11 protein-coding genes are annotated in these 17,606 nt (G+C 72.3%); 4 read left to right on the top strand and 7 right to left on the bottom strand.

Annotated elements, in window-relative coordinates:
* Window positions 1–2: 2 nt before the first annotated feature.
* From VHW64_RS06505 to VHW64_RS06495, 3 genes are all read right to left on the bottom strand, one after another.
* The gene (locus VHW64_RS06505) at window positions 3–1,832 is read right to left on the bottom strand and encodes a protein kinase family protein (RefSeq protein WP_329649704.1); all 1,830 of its coding nucleotides are present in this window, start codon (window positions 1,830–1,832) and stop codon (window positions 3–5) included.
* 66 nt (window positions 1,833–1,898) lie between these two features.
* Window positions 1,899–3,593 (bottom strand): murein biosynthesis integral membrane protein MurJ, encoded by a 1,695-nt coding sequence (gene murJ / locus VHW64_RS06500; RefSeq protein WP_329649703.1) that lies wholly within the window; start codon window positions 3,591–3,593, stop codon window positions 1,899–1,901.
* Window positions 3,590–5,800, bottom strand: coding sequence for a DUF6049 family protein (locus VHW64_RS06495; protein ID WP_329649702.1), 2,211 nt, complete (start codon window positions 5,798–5,800; stop codon window positions 3,590–3,592). Before VHW64_RS06495 ends, murJ begins: the two co-directional genes overlap by 4 nt.
* 501 nt (window positions 5,801–6,301) lie before the next feature.
* On the opposite strand from VHW64_RS06495, the gene VHW64_RS06490 reads away from it, so the two are divergent.
* Window positions 6,302–7,777 (top strand): CCA tRNA nucleotidyltransferase, encoded by a 1,476-nt coding sequence (locus VHW64_RS06490; RefSeq protein WP_329649701.1) that lies wholly within the window; start codon window positions 6,302–6,304, stop codon window positions 7,775–7,777.
* A gap of 23 nt (window positions 7,778–7,800) precedes the next feature.
* Here VHW64_RS06490 and VHW64_RS06485 read toward each other — a convergent pair whose 3' ends face one another.
* Both VHW64_RS06485 and tmpA read right to left on the bottom strand, forming a co-directional pair.
* Window positions 7,801–8,367 (bottom strand): phosphonate degradation HD-domain oxygenase, encoded by a 567-nt coding sequence (locus VHW64_RS06485; RefSeq protein WP_329649700.1) that lies wholly within the window; start codon window positions 8,365–8,367, stop codon window positions 7,801–7,803.
* Window positions 8,364–9,488 (bottom strand): 2-trimethylaminoethylphosphonate dioxygenase, encoded by a 1,125-nt coding sequence (gene tmpA, locus VHW64_RS06480; protein ID WP_329649699.1) that lies wholly within the window; start codon window positions 9,486–9,488, stop codon window positions 8,364–8,366. Before tmpA ends, VHW64_RS06485 begins: the two co-directional genes overlap by 4 nt.
* Window positions 9,489–9,563: 75 nt before the next feature.
* Between tmpA and VHW64_RS06475 the strand changes: the two genes are divergently transcribed.
* Window positions 9,564–11,675: a RecQ family ATP-dependent DNA helicase gene (locus VHW64_RS06475; protein ID WP_329649698.1), complete on the top strand. Its 2,112-nt coding sequence runs from the start codon at window positions 9,564–9,566 to the stop codon at window positions 11,673–11,675.
* Between the two features lie 123 nt (window positions 11,676–11,798).
* On the opposite strand, the gene VHW64_RS06470 is transcribed toward VHW64_RS06475, so the two are convergent.
* Entirely contained in the window at window positions 11,799–12,884 is a 1,086-nt protein-coding gene (locus VHW64_RS06470; RefSeq protein WP_329649697.1) for an inositol-3-phosphate synthase, read from the bottom strand.
* Between the two features lie 15 nt (window positions 12,885–12,899).
* Window positions 12,900–13,547 carry a PadR family transcriptional regulator gene (locus VHW64_RS06465; protein WP_329649696.1) on the bottom strand — a complete coding sequence of 216 codons (648 nt, stop codon included), beginning with the start codon at window positions 13,545–13,547 and terminating at the stop codon, window positions 12,900–12,902.
* A gap of 224 nt (window positions 13,548–13,771) precedes the next feature.
* Here VHW64_RS06465 and VHW64_RS06460 point away from each other — a divergent pair, with 224 nt between their 5' ends.
* The gene (locus tag VHW64_RS06460) at window positions 13,772–16,135 is read left to right on the top strand and encodes a transglycosylase domain-containing protein (RefSeq protein WP_329649695.1); all 2,364 of its coding nucleotides are present in this window, start codon (window positions 13,772–13,774) and stop codon (window positions 16,133–16,135) included.
* Window positions 16,132–17,604 (top strand): glycosyltransferase family 87 protein, encoded by a 1,473-nt coding sequence (locus tag VHW64_RS06455; RefSeq protein ID WP_329649694.1) that lies wholly within the window; start codon window positions 16,132–16,134, stop codon window positions 17,602–17,604. Before VHW64_RS06460 ends, VHW64_RS06455 begins: the two co-directional genes overlap by 4 nt.
* The last annotated feature ends 2 nt before the right edge of the window (window positions 17,605–17,606 follow it).

Raw genomic sequence — 17,606 nt, 5'->3', positions numbered from 1 at the left:
GCTCAGTCACCCTTCACGACGGCCTCGGCGACGCCGCCGCGGAAACCGCCGCCGGCCACCTTCGGCAGCCGGGTCAGCCAGACCACGACGTACCGCCCGGTGGTGGGATGCGCCAGCGTGATCCTGCCGCGGACCGAGGTCAGGGTGGCGCGACCGGCGACCTGGAGGCCGACGAGGTCGGTGGGCCGGTCGGGCGAGACGTAGATGCTGATGCCGGTGGGGGCGCCGACGGTGGTCAGGTCGACCTCGGTCACGTCGTGGCTGGCCCCGAGGTCGAGGACCAGGCCGACGCCGGTCTTGAGACCCTGGGGACCGAACTGCTGGTCGTAGCGCAGCGTCGTCCAGGCCGTGCCGGGCCGACCGTCGACGGCCGACGGTGCCTCGGCGGCGTTCTCCCCGCCCGACCCCTGCGGGTCGAAGTCGCTGGCGGTGAGGCCGGTGACCGGGGTGGCGGAGGCGCTGCCCGAGGGGGCTCTCGACCGGGCCGGACCCTCGCTGCTCTGGCCGGGAGTGGTGCCGAGCGGGGTCTTGCCGCGGCCGAGGTTGAACGCGACCACCACCGCGACCAGCACCAGCACGCAGGCCGCGATGATGCCCGCGAGGCGGAGCATGCTGGTCCCTGGCCGGGCCCGGTCGTCCTCGGGCTCCTCGTCGGCGTACGCCGGCAGGAGGCCGCTGCCGGTGGTCGTGCCCGCGCCCTCCCACGGCCAGAAGCCACCGCCGCCGGCGACCTGGGTGGCCGGCGCGGCGCGCGGCCGGCGGACCGGTTGCCCGTCCTCCGGGTCGGGAGCGAAGAGCGGGCGCTCTGGCTGGGGCTCGAAGTCCGGCGGGGGCGGCGGCTTCTCGGCGTGATGGGGCAGCCAGCTGACCTCGTCGGTGTCCTCGTGGAAGATCGGCAGGCCCGCCTGGGTGGCCAGACCGTCGGCGGGCGGATCGGCCGGCGAGCCGGCCGGGTCGTCGACCCCGAGGTGAGGCTCGCCCGGCCCTGCTGTCCCGGGCGGCTCCGCGCTCTCGCGGGCCGGCGGGTCGGGCAGCGGCGGGAGCACCACCGGACCCTCCCCGCGCGCCGGATGCTCGATGCGCGCGAGCCAGAGCTCCGCCGCGGTGGCGGAGGGACCGAGGAAGATCCGCAGCTCGTCGGCCAGCACCGCCGCGCTCACCTCGGTGTCACCGCCGTGGTTGAGCACGTGGTCGCACAGGGCGTCCAGGGTGCGGGGGATGCCGGCCCGGACCTGGCGGGGGCGCAGCACGTGCCCGTGGCTGGACGGGGCGCGGGGGACGCTCGACGCGGTGACGCCCGCCCACCTGCCGGTCAGGGCGGCGTACAGCAGGCCGGCGAGGTCGGCGACGTCGGTCGAGACCCGGCCGGCCGGCAGGCCGTGCAGCGCGGCGTCGACGGCGAAGCCGATCAGGCGGACGGAGCCGTCGTTGGCGATCAGGACGTTCTCCGGGACGAGCCGCCCGTGGGCCACCTGTGCCTCGTGGGCCAGGGCGAGGGTGTCTGCGACCTCGGAGACGATCCAGGCCGCCACGGTCGGGGAGAGCGGCCCGGCGTCGGCGAGCATCAGGTCCAGGCTGGTCCCGGAGCCCCACTCGTTGACCACGAAGCAGCGCTCGGCGGCCTCGTCGATGTCGAGCACGCGGAGCATCCGGCGGTCCAGGACCGTCGCGGACGTGCGCGCGGCAGCACGGAGCCCAGGAGCCCGGTCGTCGGCGCAGGCGATGATGTGGACCGCGACGTCGCGGTGCAGCACCGTGTCGAACGCGCGCCAGAAGCGGCCGCCCCCGCTCTCGGTGAGCAGGTCGGTCAGGCGGTACCGGTCGGCGAGCACGTCACCGGGCCGGGTGTGCTCTGGAACCAGGTCGAATCCCTCCCGTCACGCAAGCCACGCCCCATGTTAGGAGGCGGCGTGCCGACCCCGCTGCCGCCGCAGGATGGTGTCCACGACGGTGCCGACCTCCCGGATCCGCATCAGGCCGGCGAGGGCGACGAACAGCACGACGTCGACGGCGCCGAGGACGACCACGCGCAGCGCTGCCAGGACGTGCGAGACGTCGTCCCCTCCACCTGGCAGGAGGTGACGCAGGACCGCGGTGATACCCGCGGCGACTCCCGCGGCGATCAGGAGCCGGACTCCGAAGCGCACCAGCCGCGGGGTCTCGAGCCCGCCGAGGCGCCGTCGGAGCATGGCGTAGGAGGTCACCGACCCGAGGAGGTACGACGCCCCGTAGGCGATCACGAGGGCCGGCGAGGTCTGTGCGGGGGTCGCGTGGCTCACGAGGACGACCGCCACCACCACGTTGGTCAGCCCGATCGCGCACTGGATCCAGAACACCGTGCGGTTGAGCTCGAGGGCGTAGAAGCCGCGCAGCATCAGGTAGTGGACGGTGAAGAACACGATGCCCGGCCCGAACAGGATCATCGAGGGCACGTAGTGGTCGAAGGTCGCCGAGGTCGAGGCGTAGCCGAAGAGCACCTTCGCGGCGTCGTAGGCCAGGAGCGGGAGCCCGAGCGCGAACGGCACCACCACCGCGAGCGCCGTGCGCAGCGTGCTGGCCAGGGTGCCTGCCAGGCCCGCGAGGTCGCCCGCGGCCGCCTTGGCCGACAGCCGGGGCAGGATGGCGGTGGCCAGCGAGACCGTGACGATGGCGTGCGGGACCATGACGAACAGGAACGCCGCGGCGTAGACGGTGTAGCCGGTGGCACTGGCACCGGCGTGATGATGATGTCCCTGTCCGCAGGCCACCTGGGCGGTGCCGCCCGAGGCCAGCCGGACCACGACGGTGTAGGCGACCTGGTTGACCACGACGAACAGCACGGTCCAGATCCCCAGGCGCAGGGTGTGGCCCAGGCCGCTCCCGCGGAAGTCGAAGCGCGGCCGGAAGCCGACCCCGGCCGCCCGCAGCACGGGAATCAGGATCAGGACCTGGGCGACGATTCCCAAGGTGGCGCCACCGCCCAGGACCAGCTCCTGGGTGCCGGTGTACGCCGCGCAGCCCTGGTGGTGGGGCAGGTCACCGAACCAGACCAGGTAGAGCACCAGCACGGCCACCGAGATCGCGTTGTTCGCGATCGGGGCCCACATCATGGGGCCGAAGCGGCCGCGGGCGTTGAGGACCTGGCCCAGCAGCACGAACATCCCGTAGAAGAACACCTGCGGCAGGCAGTACCGCGCGAACGCGATGGCCGACGCCCGCTGGGCGGCCAGGGCCGGGGCGTCGTACGCGCCGTTGAGGTAGAGCCTCATCACCAGCGGCGCGGCGACGACGAGCAGGACCGTGACGACGCCGAGGAACAGCAGGGCCAGCGTGATCACCCGGCTGGTGTAGGCCTCGCCGCCGTCGGGGTCGTCGCGCTGCGCGCGCACGAGCTGGGGCACCAGCACCGCGTTGAACACGCCGCCGGCCAGCAGGATGTAGAGCATGTTGGGGATCGTGTTGCCGATGTTGAACAGGTCGGCGTGGAGCCCGTTGCCGATCGCCGCCGCCAGCAGCACGTTGCGCACGTAGCCGCTGGCGCGCGAGACGACCGTGCCGCCGGCCATGACGGCCGACGACGTCAGGACTCCGCGGCTCTCCCCGGCGTCGCTCACGAGGCCCTGGCCCGCAGGATCCGTCGGGTCAGCCGGACCGCGATCGCGGCGAAGAGGAGGAGGACGCCGGCCCCGATGATCACCCAGATCAGCCCGCTGACCTGCTCGGCGCGCATCGGGAACGGGTCGCTGGCACCGAGGGGGCGTCCGTTGGGGCTGGTGAGCTCGAGGCGCACGTTGTGGACGCCGCGCTGGTGGGTCGTCGCGCTCAGCAGCACGCTGGCCCGGCCGTTCGCGGGCAGCTCGACGGTCGTGCCGCCGGTGATCCTCACCCGAGGGTCGGCGGCGGCGTGGACCTGGACGGTGACCGGGACGTCGAGGCCGTTGCTGAGCAGCACCGAGAAGTGCCCCGAGGCGCTCGCCAGGGTCACCGACTCCGGTGCCGCCAGGTCGATCTCAGACAGGCTTCCGCTCACCCAGCGGTCGACGACCCGCATCCGCGCCAGAGCGATGTACGGCTCACGCTCGGCGGCGTACGACGCGTTGCCGGCGACCTCGTCGAAGAGCTGCCGTTGGAGGGCGTGGCCCCGGCCGAGCACCGACTGGAGGGTGTCGCCGCGCGCCACGATGTCGTCGGCGGAGGAGTAGAGGCGCGGCCCGAGCGTCGGCTGACCGGTGGGGACGGCTCGCAGCTGGTCGGCGTCGAGCGCCGCCGGCTTGCCCGAGGTGACGTCGTCGAGGGTCGTCAACCGCAGCCAGGGCACGTCCAGGCCGGTGAAGAAGCTCGGGCGGATGCGGTGCCGCACCCCTGCCGGGAGCTCGACCACGAGCGGCTGCCGGCCCTGGAGCACCCGCAGGGCCGCGTCGGCCAGGACGCGCTGGCGGAAGGCCAGCGGGCCGTGCGGGTTGACCGGTCCCGGACCGCCGGCGGTCGTGGCGCTCGACTCCAGCAGCAGGCGATGACCGTCGAGACCGTTGACCGTGTGCGTCGACCGGGAGACGCCGGTGTCGGGCAGGAGCACGTCGGTGGTGTCCGGCAGGGCGGTCACCGCGGCCCCGGTGGTGCGTCCGTCCGGTGGGGCGATCGCCGGCGACTCCGGCAGTCCCCAGGCGCTCATCGCCTGGCTCGACCGTCGGAACGCCGCCTTCAGCAGGGTCAGGTCGTGCTCGACCGCGGGCTCGACCGCGAGGTCGCCGTAGGGGAGTCCGAGGACCTCCTGGCTGTCTTGTCCCAGCAGGCTGTGCATGGACCCCAGCCAGGCCTTCGCGGACTGGCGGGTCGTGCTGCTGGGGGTGCTGCCCGACGTGCCGCTCGCGCCGGAGCCGCTGCCCGACCCACCGGCACCCGTGGCGGAGTCGCTGGGCGAGGCGCTCGACGACGGCCCGTCCTGGTCGCCCTTGACCTGGATGGCCAGGGTGCGCTTCGGGTTGCCGCGGGCGAGCCGGCGCACCACGTCGGGCACCGCCGGGTCGACCAGCCAGGTCAGCGGCTGGCCGCTCGCAGCCGATCCGGTCTCGACGAGGTCGTGCAGGGTGCCGGCGCGTAGGCTGCGCCCCCACGTCTCGGGGTCGACCACGGTGCCGTCCGGGCCATGGGTGACCGCGGACCGCACCGGGACGACGAGCGCGGCGTTCTCCTGCTGACCGTGGACGGCCGACTTCGGGACGTAGGACAAGAACGTGCGGTCGCGTCCGACAGCCTCGCGAGGACCCCCGCTGCCGTCGTCGCCCAGCACGTGCACCCCGAACCAGTAGACGCCGGGTCCGGCCAGCGGGAGGGTGTCGTGCGGGAGCCTGACCCTGAACCTCGCCGACGCTCCGGGTGCCAAGGCGGCGATGCTGGCGAAGGTCCCCGGCTTGGTGATGCGGTGGCCGACGTCGGCAGTCAGCGGCGTCTGCACCGCCGCGGCGAGCTCGGCCGCGGTGGTGATCGGGCTGGAGCCCATGAAGCCGTGGACGTTGATGGCGGTCCAGGTCCGGTGCGAGTCGTTCGTGACGGTCCCGGTGATGACGATCGGGCCCTTGTCCGGCACGTAGTCCGGCGAGATCGACCTGATCTTGGGGACCAGCGGCTGCGACGGCGCGCCGGCACGTGCGGCGCCGCGGGTGACCGCGGCGACGTCGCGCAGAGCCGTGGGAGCCTGGGTCGCCGCAGCCGGGGCTGCGGTCACCAGGCCCGCCGAGACGAGCATCAGCACACCGACCCCGGCACCGATCGCCGCGCCCAGCGCTGCCCGGGCATGCGGCAGCGAGGACGGGCGGAGCACTCCCCGATCGTAGGGCCTGGCCGACCGCCGGCCCGCGGGCGTCGAAGTGCTCGACGCGAGACGGCTCAGCGGTGAGGGGCAAGAGGGACGTCGAACCGTCCTGGCCGTTTGGCGCAAGCAGTCGAGTGCTCCGGACGTGGAAGCGCATCGTGACGGCATGACCGCCGATCCCGGGGTCGACGAGCTCTGGTTTCGTCGGCATCGGGGGCACGCACGATGGCGACATACCTGATCCGCTCGCTGCGCAGCTGCCGGGCGAGCTCGCACGACTGTCTGCCGCAGCACGAGGCTGGTCGGTGGGCCGGTCCGCGGCCGGGAAGACCGTGAGGCGCCCACGTACTGGCCGACAGCCGCAATCGGGGGGACTAGGCAACTGCTCTGGCGGAGACCGTTCGTCTCCGCCCACCTGGCGTCCATGGATCTCGGCACCCGGACGAGGATCGGGCGCTTCCCTAGGACGGCATCTGAGGTCGCACGGCGCCACCACTACGCTGTCCCATCGTGTCCGCCCCGACCGACGACGCAGCAGCAGGCCCTCCGTCAGGTGGGGTCCGTCTCGCCGACGCCGAGCGCGACGTCGCCGCCGAGCTCGACCGGATCGCTCCGGTCCTCGACGAGCTGGGGCGCCTCTTCGGCGACGCCGGGCACGAGCTGGCCCTGGTCGGCGGACCGGTGCGCGACGCGATGCTCGGTCGTCCGCACAACGACCTCGACCTGACCACGTCGGCGCACCCCGACGAGATCCAGCGACTCCTCGACGGCTGGGCCGACGCGACGTGGGACATCGGCCGCGCCTTCGGCACCATCGGGAGCCGCAAGGGGCCGTTCCAGGTCGAGATCACGACCTACCGGTCCGACAGGTACGACGCGTCGTCCCGCAAGCCCGCCGTCGCCTTCGGGGACACCCTCGAGGCAGACCTGGGCCGGCGCGACCTCACCGTCAACGCGATGGCGGTGCGGGTGCCGTCGCGCGAGTTCGTCGACCCCTACGGCGGGGTGGTCGACCTCGCCCACGGGCTGCTGCGCACCCCGGGGCTGCCGGAGGACTCGTTCTCCGACGACCCGCTGCGGATGATGCGCGCCGCGAGGTTCGCCGCGCAGCTCGGGTTCGACGTCGACCCGGCGACGGTCGCCGCGATGACCTCGATGGTGGCCCGGATCCGGATCATCTCCGCCGAGCGGGTCCGCGACGAGCTGGTCAAGCTGGTGCTCGCGCCATACCCCAGGCTGGGGCTCAGCCTGCTGGTCGAGACCGGCCTCGCCGCGGTGGTGCTGCCCGAGCTGCCGGCGCTCGCCCTGGAGCGAGACGAGCACCACCGGCACAAGGACGTCTACGAGCACAGCCTGACCGTCCTGGAGCAGTCGATCGGCCTGGAAGGGCGCCTGGGCGGCCCCGACTTCGTCTCGCGCTTCGCCGCCCTCATGCACGACGTCGGCAAGCCGCGCACCCGGCGCTTCCTCGGCGACGGGTCGGTCACCTTCCACCACCACGACGTGGTCGGGGCCAAGCTGACCCGCAAGCGCATGCAGGCGCTGAGGTTCTCCGGTGACCTCGTCGACGCGGTGTCCCGGCTGGTGGAGCTGCACCTGCGCTTCCACGGCTACGGCGACGGCCAGTGGACCGACTCCGCGGTGCGGCGCTACGTGCGCGACGCCGGCGACCAGCTCGAGCGGCTGCACGTGCTGACCCGGGCCGACTGCACGACCCGCAACGAGCGCAAGGCCGAGCGGCTGCGGCGCACCTACGACGACCTCGAGGCGCGGATCGAGCGGCTGTCCGCCCAGGAGGAGCTGGCCGCGATCCGCCCCGACCTGGACGGCACCCAGATCATGGAGATCCTGGGGATCCCGCCGGGCCGCGAGGTCGGCGCGGCGTACCGCTTCCTGCTCGAGCTGCGGCTCGACGAGGGCCCGCACTCCTACGAGGACGCCAGGGCCGCGTTGCTGGCCTGGTGGCAGAGCACCCCACGGGGCTGAGGCCGGCCCGCGCGGGCGGCCTGTCAGCCGGGCTGCCGGCTGAGCAGCCGAGACAGCAGGGGGCGGAAGTGGTCGAACTCCGGCGTGGGTGAGCCGGGGTCCTTGGCCGCGTCGTCCCAGCGTCGCAGCGACACGGCGTCCGCGTGGTAGGCCTCGGCCTCGAAGGCCCGCTGCTGCGCGTCGTCCATCGGGCCGCCCTGGACGCCGAGGGTGTAGAGCGACGCGGGCGAGAGCGACCCGACGTACGCCGGGTCGACCGCACACAGGTAGCGCTTGGCGGCGACGTGGAGGCGGACCGGCTCGGTGACGCCGGGCGGGAACCACTGGGTCAGCCAGGCGGCGCCGGTGTCGCTGTGCCGGTTGTCGGTGCCGGCCATGAGGTCGCGCCCGGTCACCTCGCCCTGGAAGTGCCCGACGTCGTGGAGGAGGGCCGCGGCCACGAGCTCGTCGGGAGCGCCGGCGCCCTCCGCGAGCGTCGCTGCCTGGCACATGTGCTGCGCCTGGGTGACCGCCTCGCCGAGGTAGTCGCCGGCACCGGGTCCGGCGAAGAGGTCGGCGAGCCGGTCGACGGGTCCCGGGGCGTCGGTCATCCGGCGTTCTCCAGGACGCGGAGGCTGCTGCCCAGGGCGTCCAGGTCGGCGTAGCAGCCCTGGAGGTGCCGGGCGCCGTTCTCGGCGAAGGCGGTGCGGGCGTGCAGGAGCCGGGTGTTGTCGAAGATCAGGCAGTCGCCCGCGTCGAGCCGGAACGTGACCATCAGCTCGGGCCGGGCGATGACCTGGGCGAAGCGGAGATAGGCGGCGTAGAACCGGGCCGCGTTGTCGCCCGCGAGGGGCAGCGCCTGCATCGACCGGCTGTTGAACCGGACCTCGCGCACGTGCCCGGCGGCGTCGACGTCGATCAGCGGACGGTCGGCGCGCAGGCTCGCCCGCGCGTCGGACCAGGCGAAGGGGACGAGGGTCGCGGTGAGCAGGTCGAAGGCGTCCCGGTCCTCCTCGCGCAAGATCGCGGCCGCCCGGAAGCCGTCGACGAGGCCGGACTCGCCACCCTCGGCGGCGTTGCTCAGGCAGTGCAGCAGCTGGAGCGTCGGGACCGGGTCGCGGTAGGGGTTGTCGGTGTGCGGCGCGATCGCGCGTCCGGTGAACGCCAGGTTGGTCGGGGACGGCTCGACTCGCACGTCGAACAGCCGGCCGTAGTTGGTCTCCCGCGGGAACCCGAAGGTGCGTGCGATCTCGAGGACCGTCTCCTCGGCCGTCGGGGTGTCGTGCAGGACGGCGAAGCCGAGGTCGCGCACGGCGCGCAGGACCCGCGCGTGCTCCGACGGGACGTCGAGGTAGTCGCGCCAACGAGCTGTCGGAAGGTCCGCCTCGACCTCGCCGGCGGTCCAGGTCCGCTTCGACGCCTCGGTCCGCCCGTCGCCGTCGACGTCGCCGGGGCCGTCTTGGTCGGCCACGGAGCCTCGCGCGGCGAGCCACGACTCCGAGAACACCGCCTGGTGTCCGTCCGGCTCGAAGGTCACCGTCACCGAGCCGGCCGACCGTTCGCTGCTGCGCACCGCGAGGTCGTCGGGAAGGTCGGTGATCGCGAACAGCTTCTGGCCGTTGCCGGGGTCTCGACAGTCCGGGCACGGGCAGTTGTCGCGCAGCCAGACGGCTGGGAACACCGAGCTCGGGTCGATCGTCGGCGGCTGGCTCTGGTCGCCCCCGTAGGCCATGGCCTCAGCGTAGCGAGAAAGCAGGTCCGGGTGCTCCCCGGACTGGTCGTCGCCGCTCACTGCTAGACAGGACGCATGACCGCCACGACGACCGACCGCGACGCCGTCCGAGCGGACGCCGAGCGCCACCTGCGGGCGCTGGTGGGTCGCGACGACGCGCGGCTGCGCGACGACCAGTGGTCGGCCATCGAGGCGCTGGCCGTCGACCGCCGCCGGGCGCTGGTGGTCCAGCGCACCGGGTGGGGCAAGTCCGCGGTGTACTTCGTGGCCACGCTCCTGCTGCGGGCGGAGGGTGCCGGACCCACGGTGATCGTCTCGCCGCTGCTGGCCCTGATGCGCAACCAGATCGCGGCGGCCGAGCGAGCGGGCATCCGGGCGGTGACGATCAACTCCACCAACGTCGAGGAGTGGCAGGAGGTCCAGGGCGCCGTCCGGGCCGGCGACGTCGACGTGCTCCTGGTCAGCCCCGAGCGGCTCAACAACCCCGGCTTCCGCGACGACGTCCTGCCCCGGCTGGCGGCGACCTGCGGGCTCCTCGTGGTCGACGAGGCCCACTGCATCTCCGACTGGGGCCACGACTTCCGACCCGACTACCGACGCATCCGCACGCTGCTGGGCGAGCTGCCGACCGGCATCCCCGTCCTGGCGACCACCGCCACGGCCAATGCCCGGGTCAGCGCCGACGTCGCCGAGCAGCTGACCGCCTCCGACGGGTCCGGTGAGACCCTGGTGCTGCGCGGCTCGCTCGACCGGGAGTCGCTGCGCCTGGGGGTCCTTCGCCTGCGGACCTCCGAGGAGCGGCTGGCGTGGCTCGCCGACCACCTCGGGGAGCAGCGCGGGTCGGGCATCGTCTACTGCCTGACGGTGGCCGCGACCCAGCAGGTCGCCGACTACCTGCGTTCCCGCGGGCACGACGTCGCGGCGTACTCCGGGCAGACCGAGCCCACTGAGCGGCTGGCCCTGGAGCAGCGGCTGGCGGCCGGCGAGATCAAGGCCCTGGTCGCGACCAGCGCGCTCGGCATGGGGTTCGACGCGACGCTGGGGTTCGTCGTCAACCTCGGTGCGCCCCAGTCGCCGGTCGCCTACTACCAGCAGGTCGGCCGCGCCGGACGTGGCACCGACGACGCCTCGGTGGTCCTCCTGCCCCAGCCGGACGACCGCGACATCTGGGCCTACTTCGCCTCCCTGGCGTTCCCGCGGGAGGAGCAGGTCAGGCACACCTTGCGGGTGCTGGCCGAGGAGGGCGGCACGACCAGCACGGTGACCCTGGAGACCCTGGTCGACCTGGGCCGGAGCCGGCTCGAGCAGATGCTGAAGGTGCTCGACGTCGACGGTGCCGTGCGCCGGGTGCGCGGTGGGTGGGAGTCGACCGGGCAGGAGTGGAGCTACGACGCCGACCGGTATGCCCGGGTGGCCGAGGCGCGGAGCCGTGAGCAGCGGGCGATGCTCGACTACCTCGACACCGACCGCTGCCGGATGTGGTTCCTGCGGCACCAGCTCGACGATCCCGACGTCACCGAGGCCACCCGCTGTGGGCGGTGCGACACCTGCGGCGGCCTCGAGCTGCCTACCTCCGTCTCGTCGGAGGCGGTGGACGAGGCACGCACGAGGCTGGCCCGTCCCGGCGTCGTCGTGGAGCCGCGCGCCCTGTGGCCCAGCGCGCTGGCCAACCTCGGCCTCGACCTGCGCGGCCGCATCCGCGAGGGCGCCGAGCCTGGTCGGGCCGTGGCCCGCCTGACCGACCTGGGTCACGGGCAGACGCTGCGCGACCTCTTCGCCGAGCCACCCCGAGACCAGCGGGTCCCCGAGTCGTTGGCGCGGGCGGTCGTCGAGGTGCTGCACGACTGGCGCCCCCACGTCGAGGGCATCGTCGTGGTGGAGTCCCTGACCCGGCCCGAGCTCGGCGAGGACCTCGCCTCCGGGCTCTCGCGCTTCCTGAAGAGGCCGGTGGTCGGCCGGTGGCTGGTCGCCGACCGCTCGGTCGCACCCGGGCAGGGCGCGATGAACTCCGCGCAGCGGGTGGCCGTCGTCGCCCGTCGCTGCCGGCTCGAGGGCGACATCCCGGCCGGCCCGGTGCTGCTGGTCGACGACCAGGTCGTGACCGGCTGGACCCTCACCCTCGCCGCCCGTGCGCTGCGGGCGGCCGGTGCCACCGAGGTGCTTCCGCTCGTCCTCGCGACGCGCTGACACCTCACGCCCCGCGCACCCGCTTCCGGCCGGGGCCGCAGCAGGAGGCGCGGAAGAACGACAGGCCCGACCGGGCGTGTTGCGTCGTCCTTCCGCGCCTTCTTCGCACCGTCTAGAGGCGGGTCACTCCTCGCCCCTGATGAAGGCCTCGACGCGGGCGCGGCCCTCGTCGTCCGGCAGCTGCACCGGCGGGCTCTTCATGAGGTACGACGAGGCGGAGATCAGCGGACCGCCCTGGCCGCGGTCCTTGGCGATCTTGGCCGCCCGCACCGCGTCGATGATGATGCCCGCGGAGTTGGGGGAGTCCCAGACCTCGAGCTTGTACTCCATGTTCAGGGGGACGTCGCCGAACGCGCGACCCTCGAGCCGGACGTAGGCCCACTTGCGGTCGTCGAGCCACTGGACGTAGTCGGACGGGCCGATGTGGACGTTGCGGTCCTGCACCTTGCCGCCGAGCGAGCCGTGGAGGTTGGAGGTGACCGACTGGGTCTTGGAGATCTTCTTGGACTCCAGGCGGTCGCGCTCGAGCATGTTCTTGAAGTCCATGTTGCCGCCGACGTTGAGCTGGTACGTACGGTCCAGCGCCACGCCCCGGTCCTCGAACAGCTTGGCGATCACGCGGTGGGTGATGGTGGCACCGACCTGGCTCTTGATGTCGTCGCCGACGATCGGGACGCCGGCGTCGGCGAACTTCGCCGCCCACTCGGGGTCCGAGGCGATGAACACCGGCAGCGCGTTGACGAAGGCCACGCCGGCGTCGATCGCGCACTGGGCGTAGAGCTTGTCGGCCTTCTCAGAGCCCACCGGCAGGTAGGAGACGAGCACGTCCGCCTTGGTGTCCTTGAGCACCTGGACGACGTCGACCGGCTCGCTCTCTGACTCCTCGATGGTCTCGCGGTAGTACTTGCCCAGCCCGTCGAGGGTCGGACCGCGCTGGACGATGACGCCGGTGGGCGGCACGTCGCAGATGCGGATCGTGTTGTTCTCCGAGGCCTGCGTCGCCTCGGCGAGGTCGAAGCCGACCTTCTTGGCGTCGACGTCGAACGCCGCGACGAACTCGACGTCGGCCACGTGGTAGTCACCGAAGGTGACGTGCATCAGGCCGGGCACCGTGCCCTCGGGGTCGGCGTCCTTGTAGTACTCGACGCCTTGGATCAGGGACGTCGCGCAGTTGCCGACGCCCACGATTGCTACTCGAACCGAACCCATGGGGGCTGTTCCTTCCTAACGGGTGCTTCCAGTGGTCGCGTCGGCCGGCGGGGCCGCGCTCGGGGTGATCTGCTCCGGGTCTTGGCCCGACCCGGTGGGGGACTGCTCGGGCTGGAGGACCGCCGGGCTCGACGCGCGCTCGGCGTTGATCAGGTCGGTCAGCCAGGCGACCTCGCGCTCGACGGCCTCGATCGAGTGCCGACGCAGCTCGGACAGGTACCGGTCGTCGCCGGTGCCGGCACGGCTGGAGTGGCGAGCCCGGTCCAACCGCTCCTGGAGCCGGGACAGACGCCCCTCCAGGACGCGCATGCGGACGTCGGCCTCGGTGCGCGAGAAGAAGGCGAACCGGGTGTTGAAGGTGTCGTCCTCCCACGCCGCCGGGCCGGTGTCGGTGATCTGCTCCCCGAAGTAGGCACGCCCGGCCGGGGTGATCTGGTAGACGATCCGCAGGCGCCGCGAGACTCCGGGAGACTCCGCGGCGACCTCGGTGACCCAGCCGGCTCGAAGCAGTCGCTTGAGCGCGGGGTAGAGCGAGCCGTAGGACAGCAACCTGCCCCAGCCCAGCAGCAGGTTGAGCCGCTTGCGCAGCTCGTAGCCGTGCAGGGGAGACTCGTGGAGCAGGCCGAGAACGGCCACCTCCAGCGACTCCGCCTTGCGCGCCACGCCTGCTCCCCTCGGTTGGACACATGTCGGGTCGACATGTCATAGCGTTCTATCGAAACAACGTATCAGATCGATATATCAATGCCCAACCGAGCGTCGTTTCGACCCCCTTCGGTGCGGCCCCGTACCCTCGACCCGATCCCGAACGCACCGCCGGACATCCCCCGACGCACCCCCCCGGCGCAGCCCCCGACGCAGCCCCCGACGTACCTGGAGCCCACCCCGTGAGTGCCAAGCGCAGGGCCGATGGCCCGGCCCTCAAGCGCAAGCCGAAGCTGTCCGCCGGCCGGGCCAAGCCGGGCGGGAGTGGTGGGAGTGGTGGACCCGCACGAGCCAAGACGGGCCCGGACGGCAAGCCCGGCAAGGTCCGCAGTGTCGCGAGGCGGCGCATCCTCAAGACCCTCAAGTGGCTGCTGATCTCGCTGATCGTGGGCTGCCTGCTGATCGTGGCTGCGTTCGTCTACCTCTACAAGACGACGCCGATCCCGAACCCCAACAAGGACTTCGAGACGCAGTCGTCCTTCGTCTACTACGGCGACGGCAAGACCGAGATCGGCCAGTACGCCACGCAGAACCGGTCGATCATCCCGCTCTCACAGATGCCGGACACCCTCCAGAACGCCGTCATCGCGGCCGAGGACCGGACGTTCTACACCAACCACGGCATCGACCCCAAGGGCATCATCCGGGCGGCGTTCAACGACGCCCGGGGCGGCGCCACGCAGGGTGCTTCGACGATCACCCAGCAGTACGTCAAGATCCTCTACCTCACCCAGGAGCGGTCGCTGAGCCGCAAGGTGCACGAGGCGATCCTGTCGCTGAAGCTCCAGAAGGAGAAGAGCAAGCAGGACATCCTCCAGGGCTACCTCAACACCATCTACTTCGGGCGCGGTGCCTACGGCGTGCAGGCGGCGGCCCAGGCGTACTTCGGGGTCGACGCCAGCGACCTCTCGCTCAAGCAGGGCGCGGTGCTGGCCAGCGTGCTGAACAACCCCACGCAGTACGACCCGGCCAACGGCAAGTCCAACAAGCAGGCATTGCTGAGCCGCTACCGCTACGTGCTGTCCGGGATGGCCACGATGGGCAAGCTCAGCCCGGCCAAGGCGGCCAGGGCCGAGCGCCACCTCCCGGCCTTCCCCGTCTTCAAGGAGTCCAGCCAGTACGGCGGGCAGAAGGGCCACGTGCTGACGCTGGTGCGCCAGCAGCTGCACGACCTGAACTTCACCGACGACGAGATCGACGGCGGTGGCCTCCGGGTCTACACGACGCTGACCCAGAAGGCCATGAACGCCGCGGCCGCCGGCGTCCGGGAGGTCCGGCCCAAGCTCTCCCTCAAGCAGCTGCACGTCGGCGTGGCGACGGTGCAGCCGGCCACCGGCGCGCTGCTCGGCTTCTACGCCGGACAGAACTTCCTCCAGTCGCAGATCAACTGGGCCGAGGCAGGGGGCATGGTGGGGTCGACGTTCAAGCCGGCCTCGCTCGCGACGGCGATCGCCAACGGCTACTCCCTGAAGAGCACCTGGGACGGCAACTCGCCGTACACCTTCCCCGACGGCCTCGAGGTCCACAACGAGGGCGACAGCACCGGCACCAACTACGGCTCGGCGATCTCCTCGGTCACGGCCATGGAGCAGTCGGTGAACACCGCCTTCGTCGACATGTCGGCGAGCATCCCGAACGGGCCCGCGAAGATCCTCACGCAGGCCGAGAAGATGGGGATCCCGCCGGAGGAGCCCGACGCGCACTACCCCGGCATCCCCGACTCCTCGCGCGACCTCGACGCCGACGCCCTGATCACCTTGGGCAAGGCCCGGATCAGCGCCATCAACATGGCCAACGCCTACGCCACCATCGCCAACGGCGGCCAGCGCGCCGACGTGCACGTGATCTCCAAGGTGACCGACAGCAAGGGCAAGGTGCTCTACCAGTACAAGCCGCACACCACCGAGGCGATCAAGCCCGACATCGACCGCGACGTCAGCTACGCGATGCAGCAGGTCGTGCTGCACGGCACCGGCACCAACGCCCAGGCCATCGACCGCCCGGCCGCCGGCAAGACCGGCACCGCGACGAACGCCAACGGCGACGTCTCGTCGTCGTGGTTCGTCGGCTTCACGCCCCAGCTGGTCACCGCGGTGATGTACGTCCGCGGCGACGGTGACAACGCCCTCAACGACTGGCTGCCGCCCTACAACGGCGCGGCCGGATACTTCGGAGCGGGCTACCCGACGGCGACCTGGGCAGCGGTCATGAAGGCCGACCTGGTCGGCGTCCCGGAGCAGAGCTTCCCGCTGCCGGCCTACGTCACCGGGACGCCCCCGGAGAGCGGGCACTCCGCGCCTCCGCCGCCCCCCACGCATCACACGCAGTCCTCCGCGCCGCCGACCTCCAGCGCCCCCACGTCGTCGGCGCCGACCTCGAGTGCACCCACGTCGTCGGCTCCGACCAGCCCGACCACCTCGCCCACCAGCGGCACCACGTCGTGCCCGCCGAGCGACTCCTGTGGGACGGACGGACCGTCGGCGAGCGCCGCCGCGACCGACGGGCCGCGCCCGAGCGTCATGGCCTCGCGAGAACCCTGGTGGTGAGCGACGGGGACGACGCCCGGGTCACCGAGGTGCGACCCACCTCCGACGACCCGATCGCCGCGGCCCTGAGCCGAGGCATCGGCGGCCCGGTGGGAGACCGTGCGGGCCGGCACCCGTGGTGGACCCCGGTGCGAGTCGTCCTCGCGCTCACCGCTCTGTGCTTCGCCCTCGGGCTGGCGCAGAAGGGTCCGTGCTACTCCTCGCAGTGGACCGACTCGCAGGCGCGCTACTCCGACATGTGCTACTCCGACCTGCCCTACCTCTACGTCGGCCGCGGCTTCGCCGAGCTCGACTGGCCCTACTCCGACTCCCTCGACGTCCGCGACCGCTACGACGTGATGGAGTACCCCGTCGGCATCTCCTACTACGCCTACGGCGCGGCGTACGTGACGCACTGGCTCAGCGGCTCGCCCGACGTCACCCCGCGTGGCGGCATGTCGCAGGGGCAGATGTACGGCGACCACGCCATCGTGCGCGAGAGCCTGCTGTTCACCGCGGTCAACGCCGTGGGCTTCGGGATCTGCGCGCTGATCGCGGCCGGGCTGATGTCCGGCGTCAACCGGCGCCGCCCGTGGGACGCCGTATTGTTCGCGGTCTCGCCGGTGCTGCTCTTCGACGGCCTGATCAACTGGGACCTGCTCGCGGTCGCCTGCGTCGCCGGGGTGCTGTGGGCGCACGCGCGGGACCGGCCGCTGCTGACCGGCGCGCTGATCGGTCTGGGCACCGCCCTGAAGCTCTACCCGCTGTTCCTCCTGGGCGGGCTCGTGGTGATCTGGGGGCGGCAGCGGCGCTGGCGTGACCTGGCCGTGGCCGTCGCCGGCGGCGCGGCGACGTGGGCCGTGGTCAACGCGCCCGGGTACCTGTCGAGCCCGCACGACTGGAACGTCTTCTGGTCGTTCAACGCCAAGCGCGGAGCCGATCTGGGGTCGGTGTGGCTGGTGGCCCAGCAGATGTTCGGCACGACGTACGCCCCGCACACGATCAACATCGTCTCGTGGGTCTTCTTCAGCCTGTGGTGCGCGGGCGTGCTGGTGCTCGGGCTGCGCGCTCCGCAGAGCCCGCGACTGGCACAGCTGGGCTTCCTCCTGGTGCTCGGGTTCCTGCTCGTCAACAAGGTCTACTCCCCGCAGTACGCCCTGTGGCTGCTGCCGCTGGCGGTGCTCGCGCGCCCGCGCTGGCGCGACCAGCTGATCTGGCAGGCCGGCGAGGTCTACTACTTCGCCTCGGTGTGGTGGTACCTCGGCGGGTTCCTGAACCCCGGCGGGGGCGGTGAGCCCGGCTTCTACTGGCTGGCCGTCGGCCTCCGGCTGGCGGCGCAGCTCTACCTCGGCGTCGTGGTCGCCCGCGACATCTGGTTCCCCCAGCACGACGTGGTGCGTGCGGGGCGCGGCCCGGCCGAGCACCTCTCGCTGTGGCCTCCGGCCGAGCCGGGCCGGCTCAGCCTCGGCCGGACCCCCGACCCGGTGTGAGG

It is taken from the genome of Nocardioides sp. (assembly GCF_036267815.1).
Classification (GTDB): Bacteria; Actinomycetota; Actinomycetes; order Propionibacteriales; family Nocardioidaceae; genus Nocardioides.
Note: the sequence above shows the minus strand (reverse complement) of the source record. Positions and strands in the feature narration are given on the sequence as shown.

Coding starts and splice junctions, on each gene's coding strand:
- VHW64_RS06485 (WP_329649700.1), bottom strand. CDS start 8,367: ATGACCGACGCCCCGGGACCCGTCGACCGGCTCGCCGACCTCTTCGCC.
- tmpA (WP_329649699.1), bottom strand. CDS start 9,488: ATGGCCTACGGGGGCGACCAGAGCCAGCCGCCGACGATCGACCCGAGC.
- VHW64_RS06475 (WP_329649698.1), top strand. CDS start 9,564: ATGACCGCCACGACGACCGACCGCGACGCCGTCCGAGCGGACGCCGAG.
- VHW64_RS06470 (WP_329649697.1), bottom strand. CDS start 12,884: ATGGGTTCGGTTCGAGTAGCAATCGTGGGCGTCGGCAACTGCGCGACG.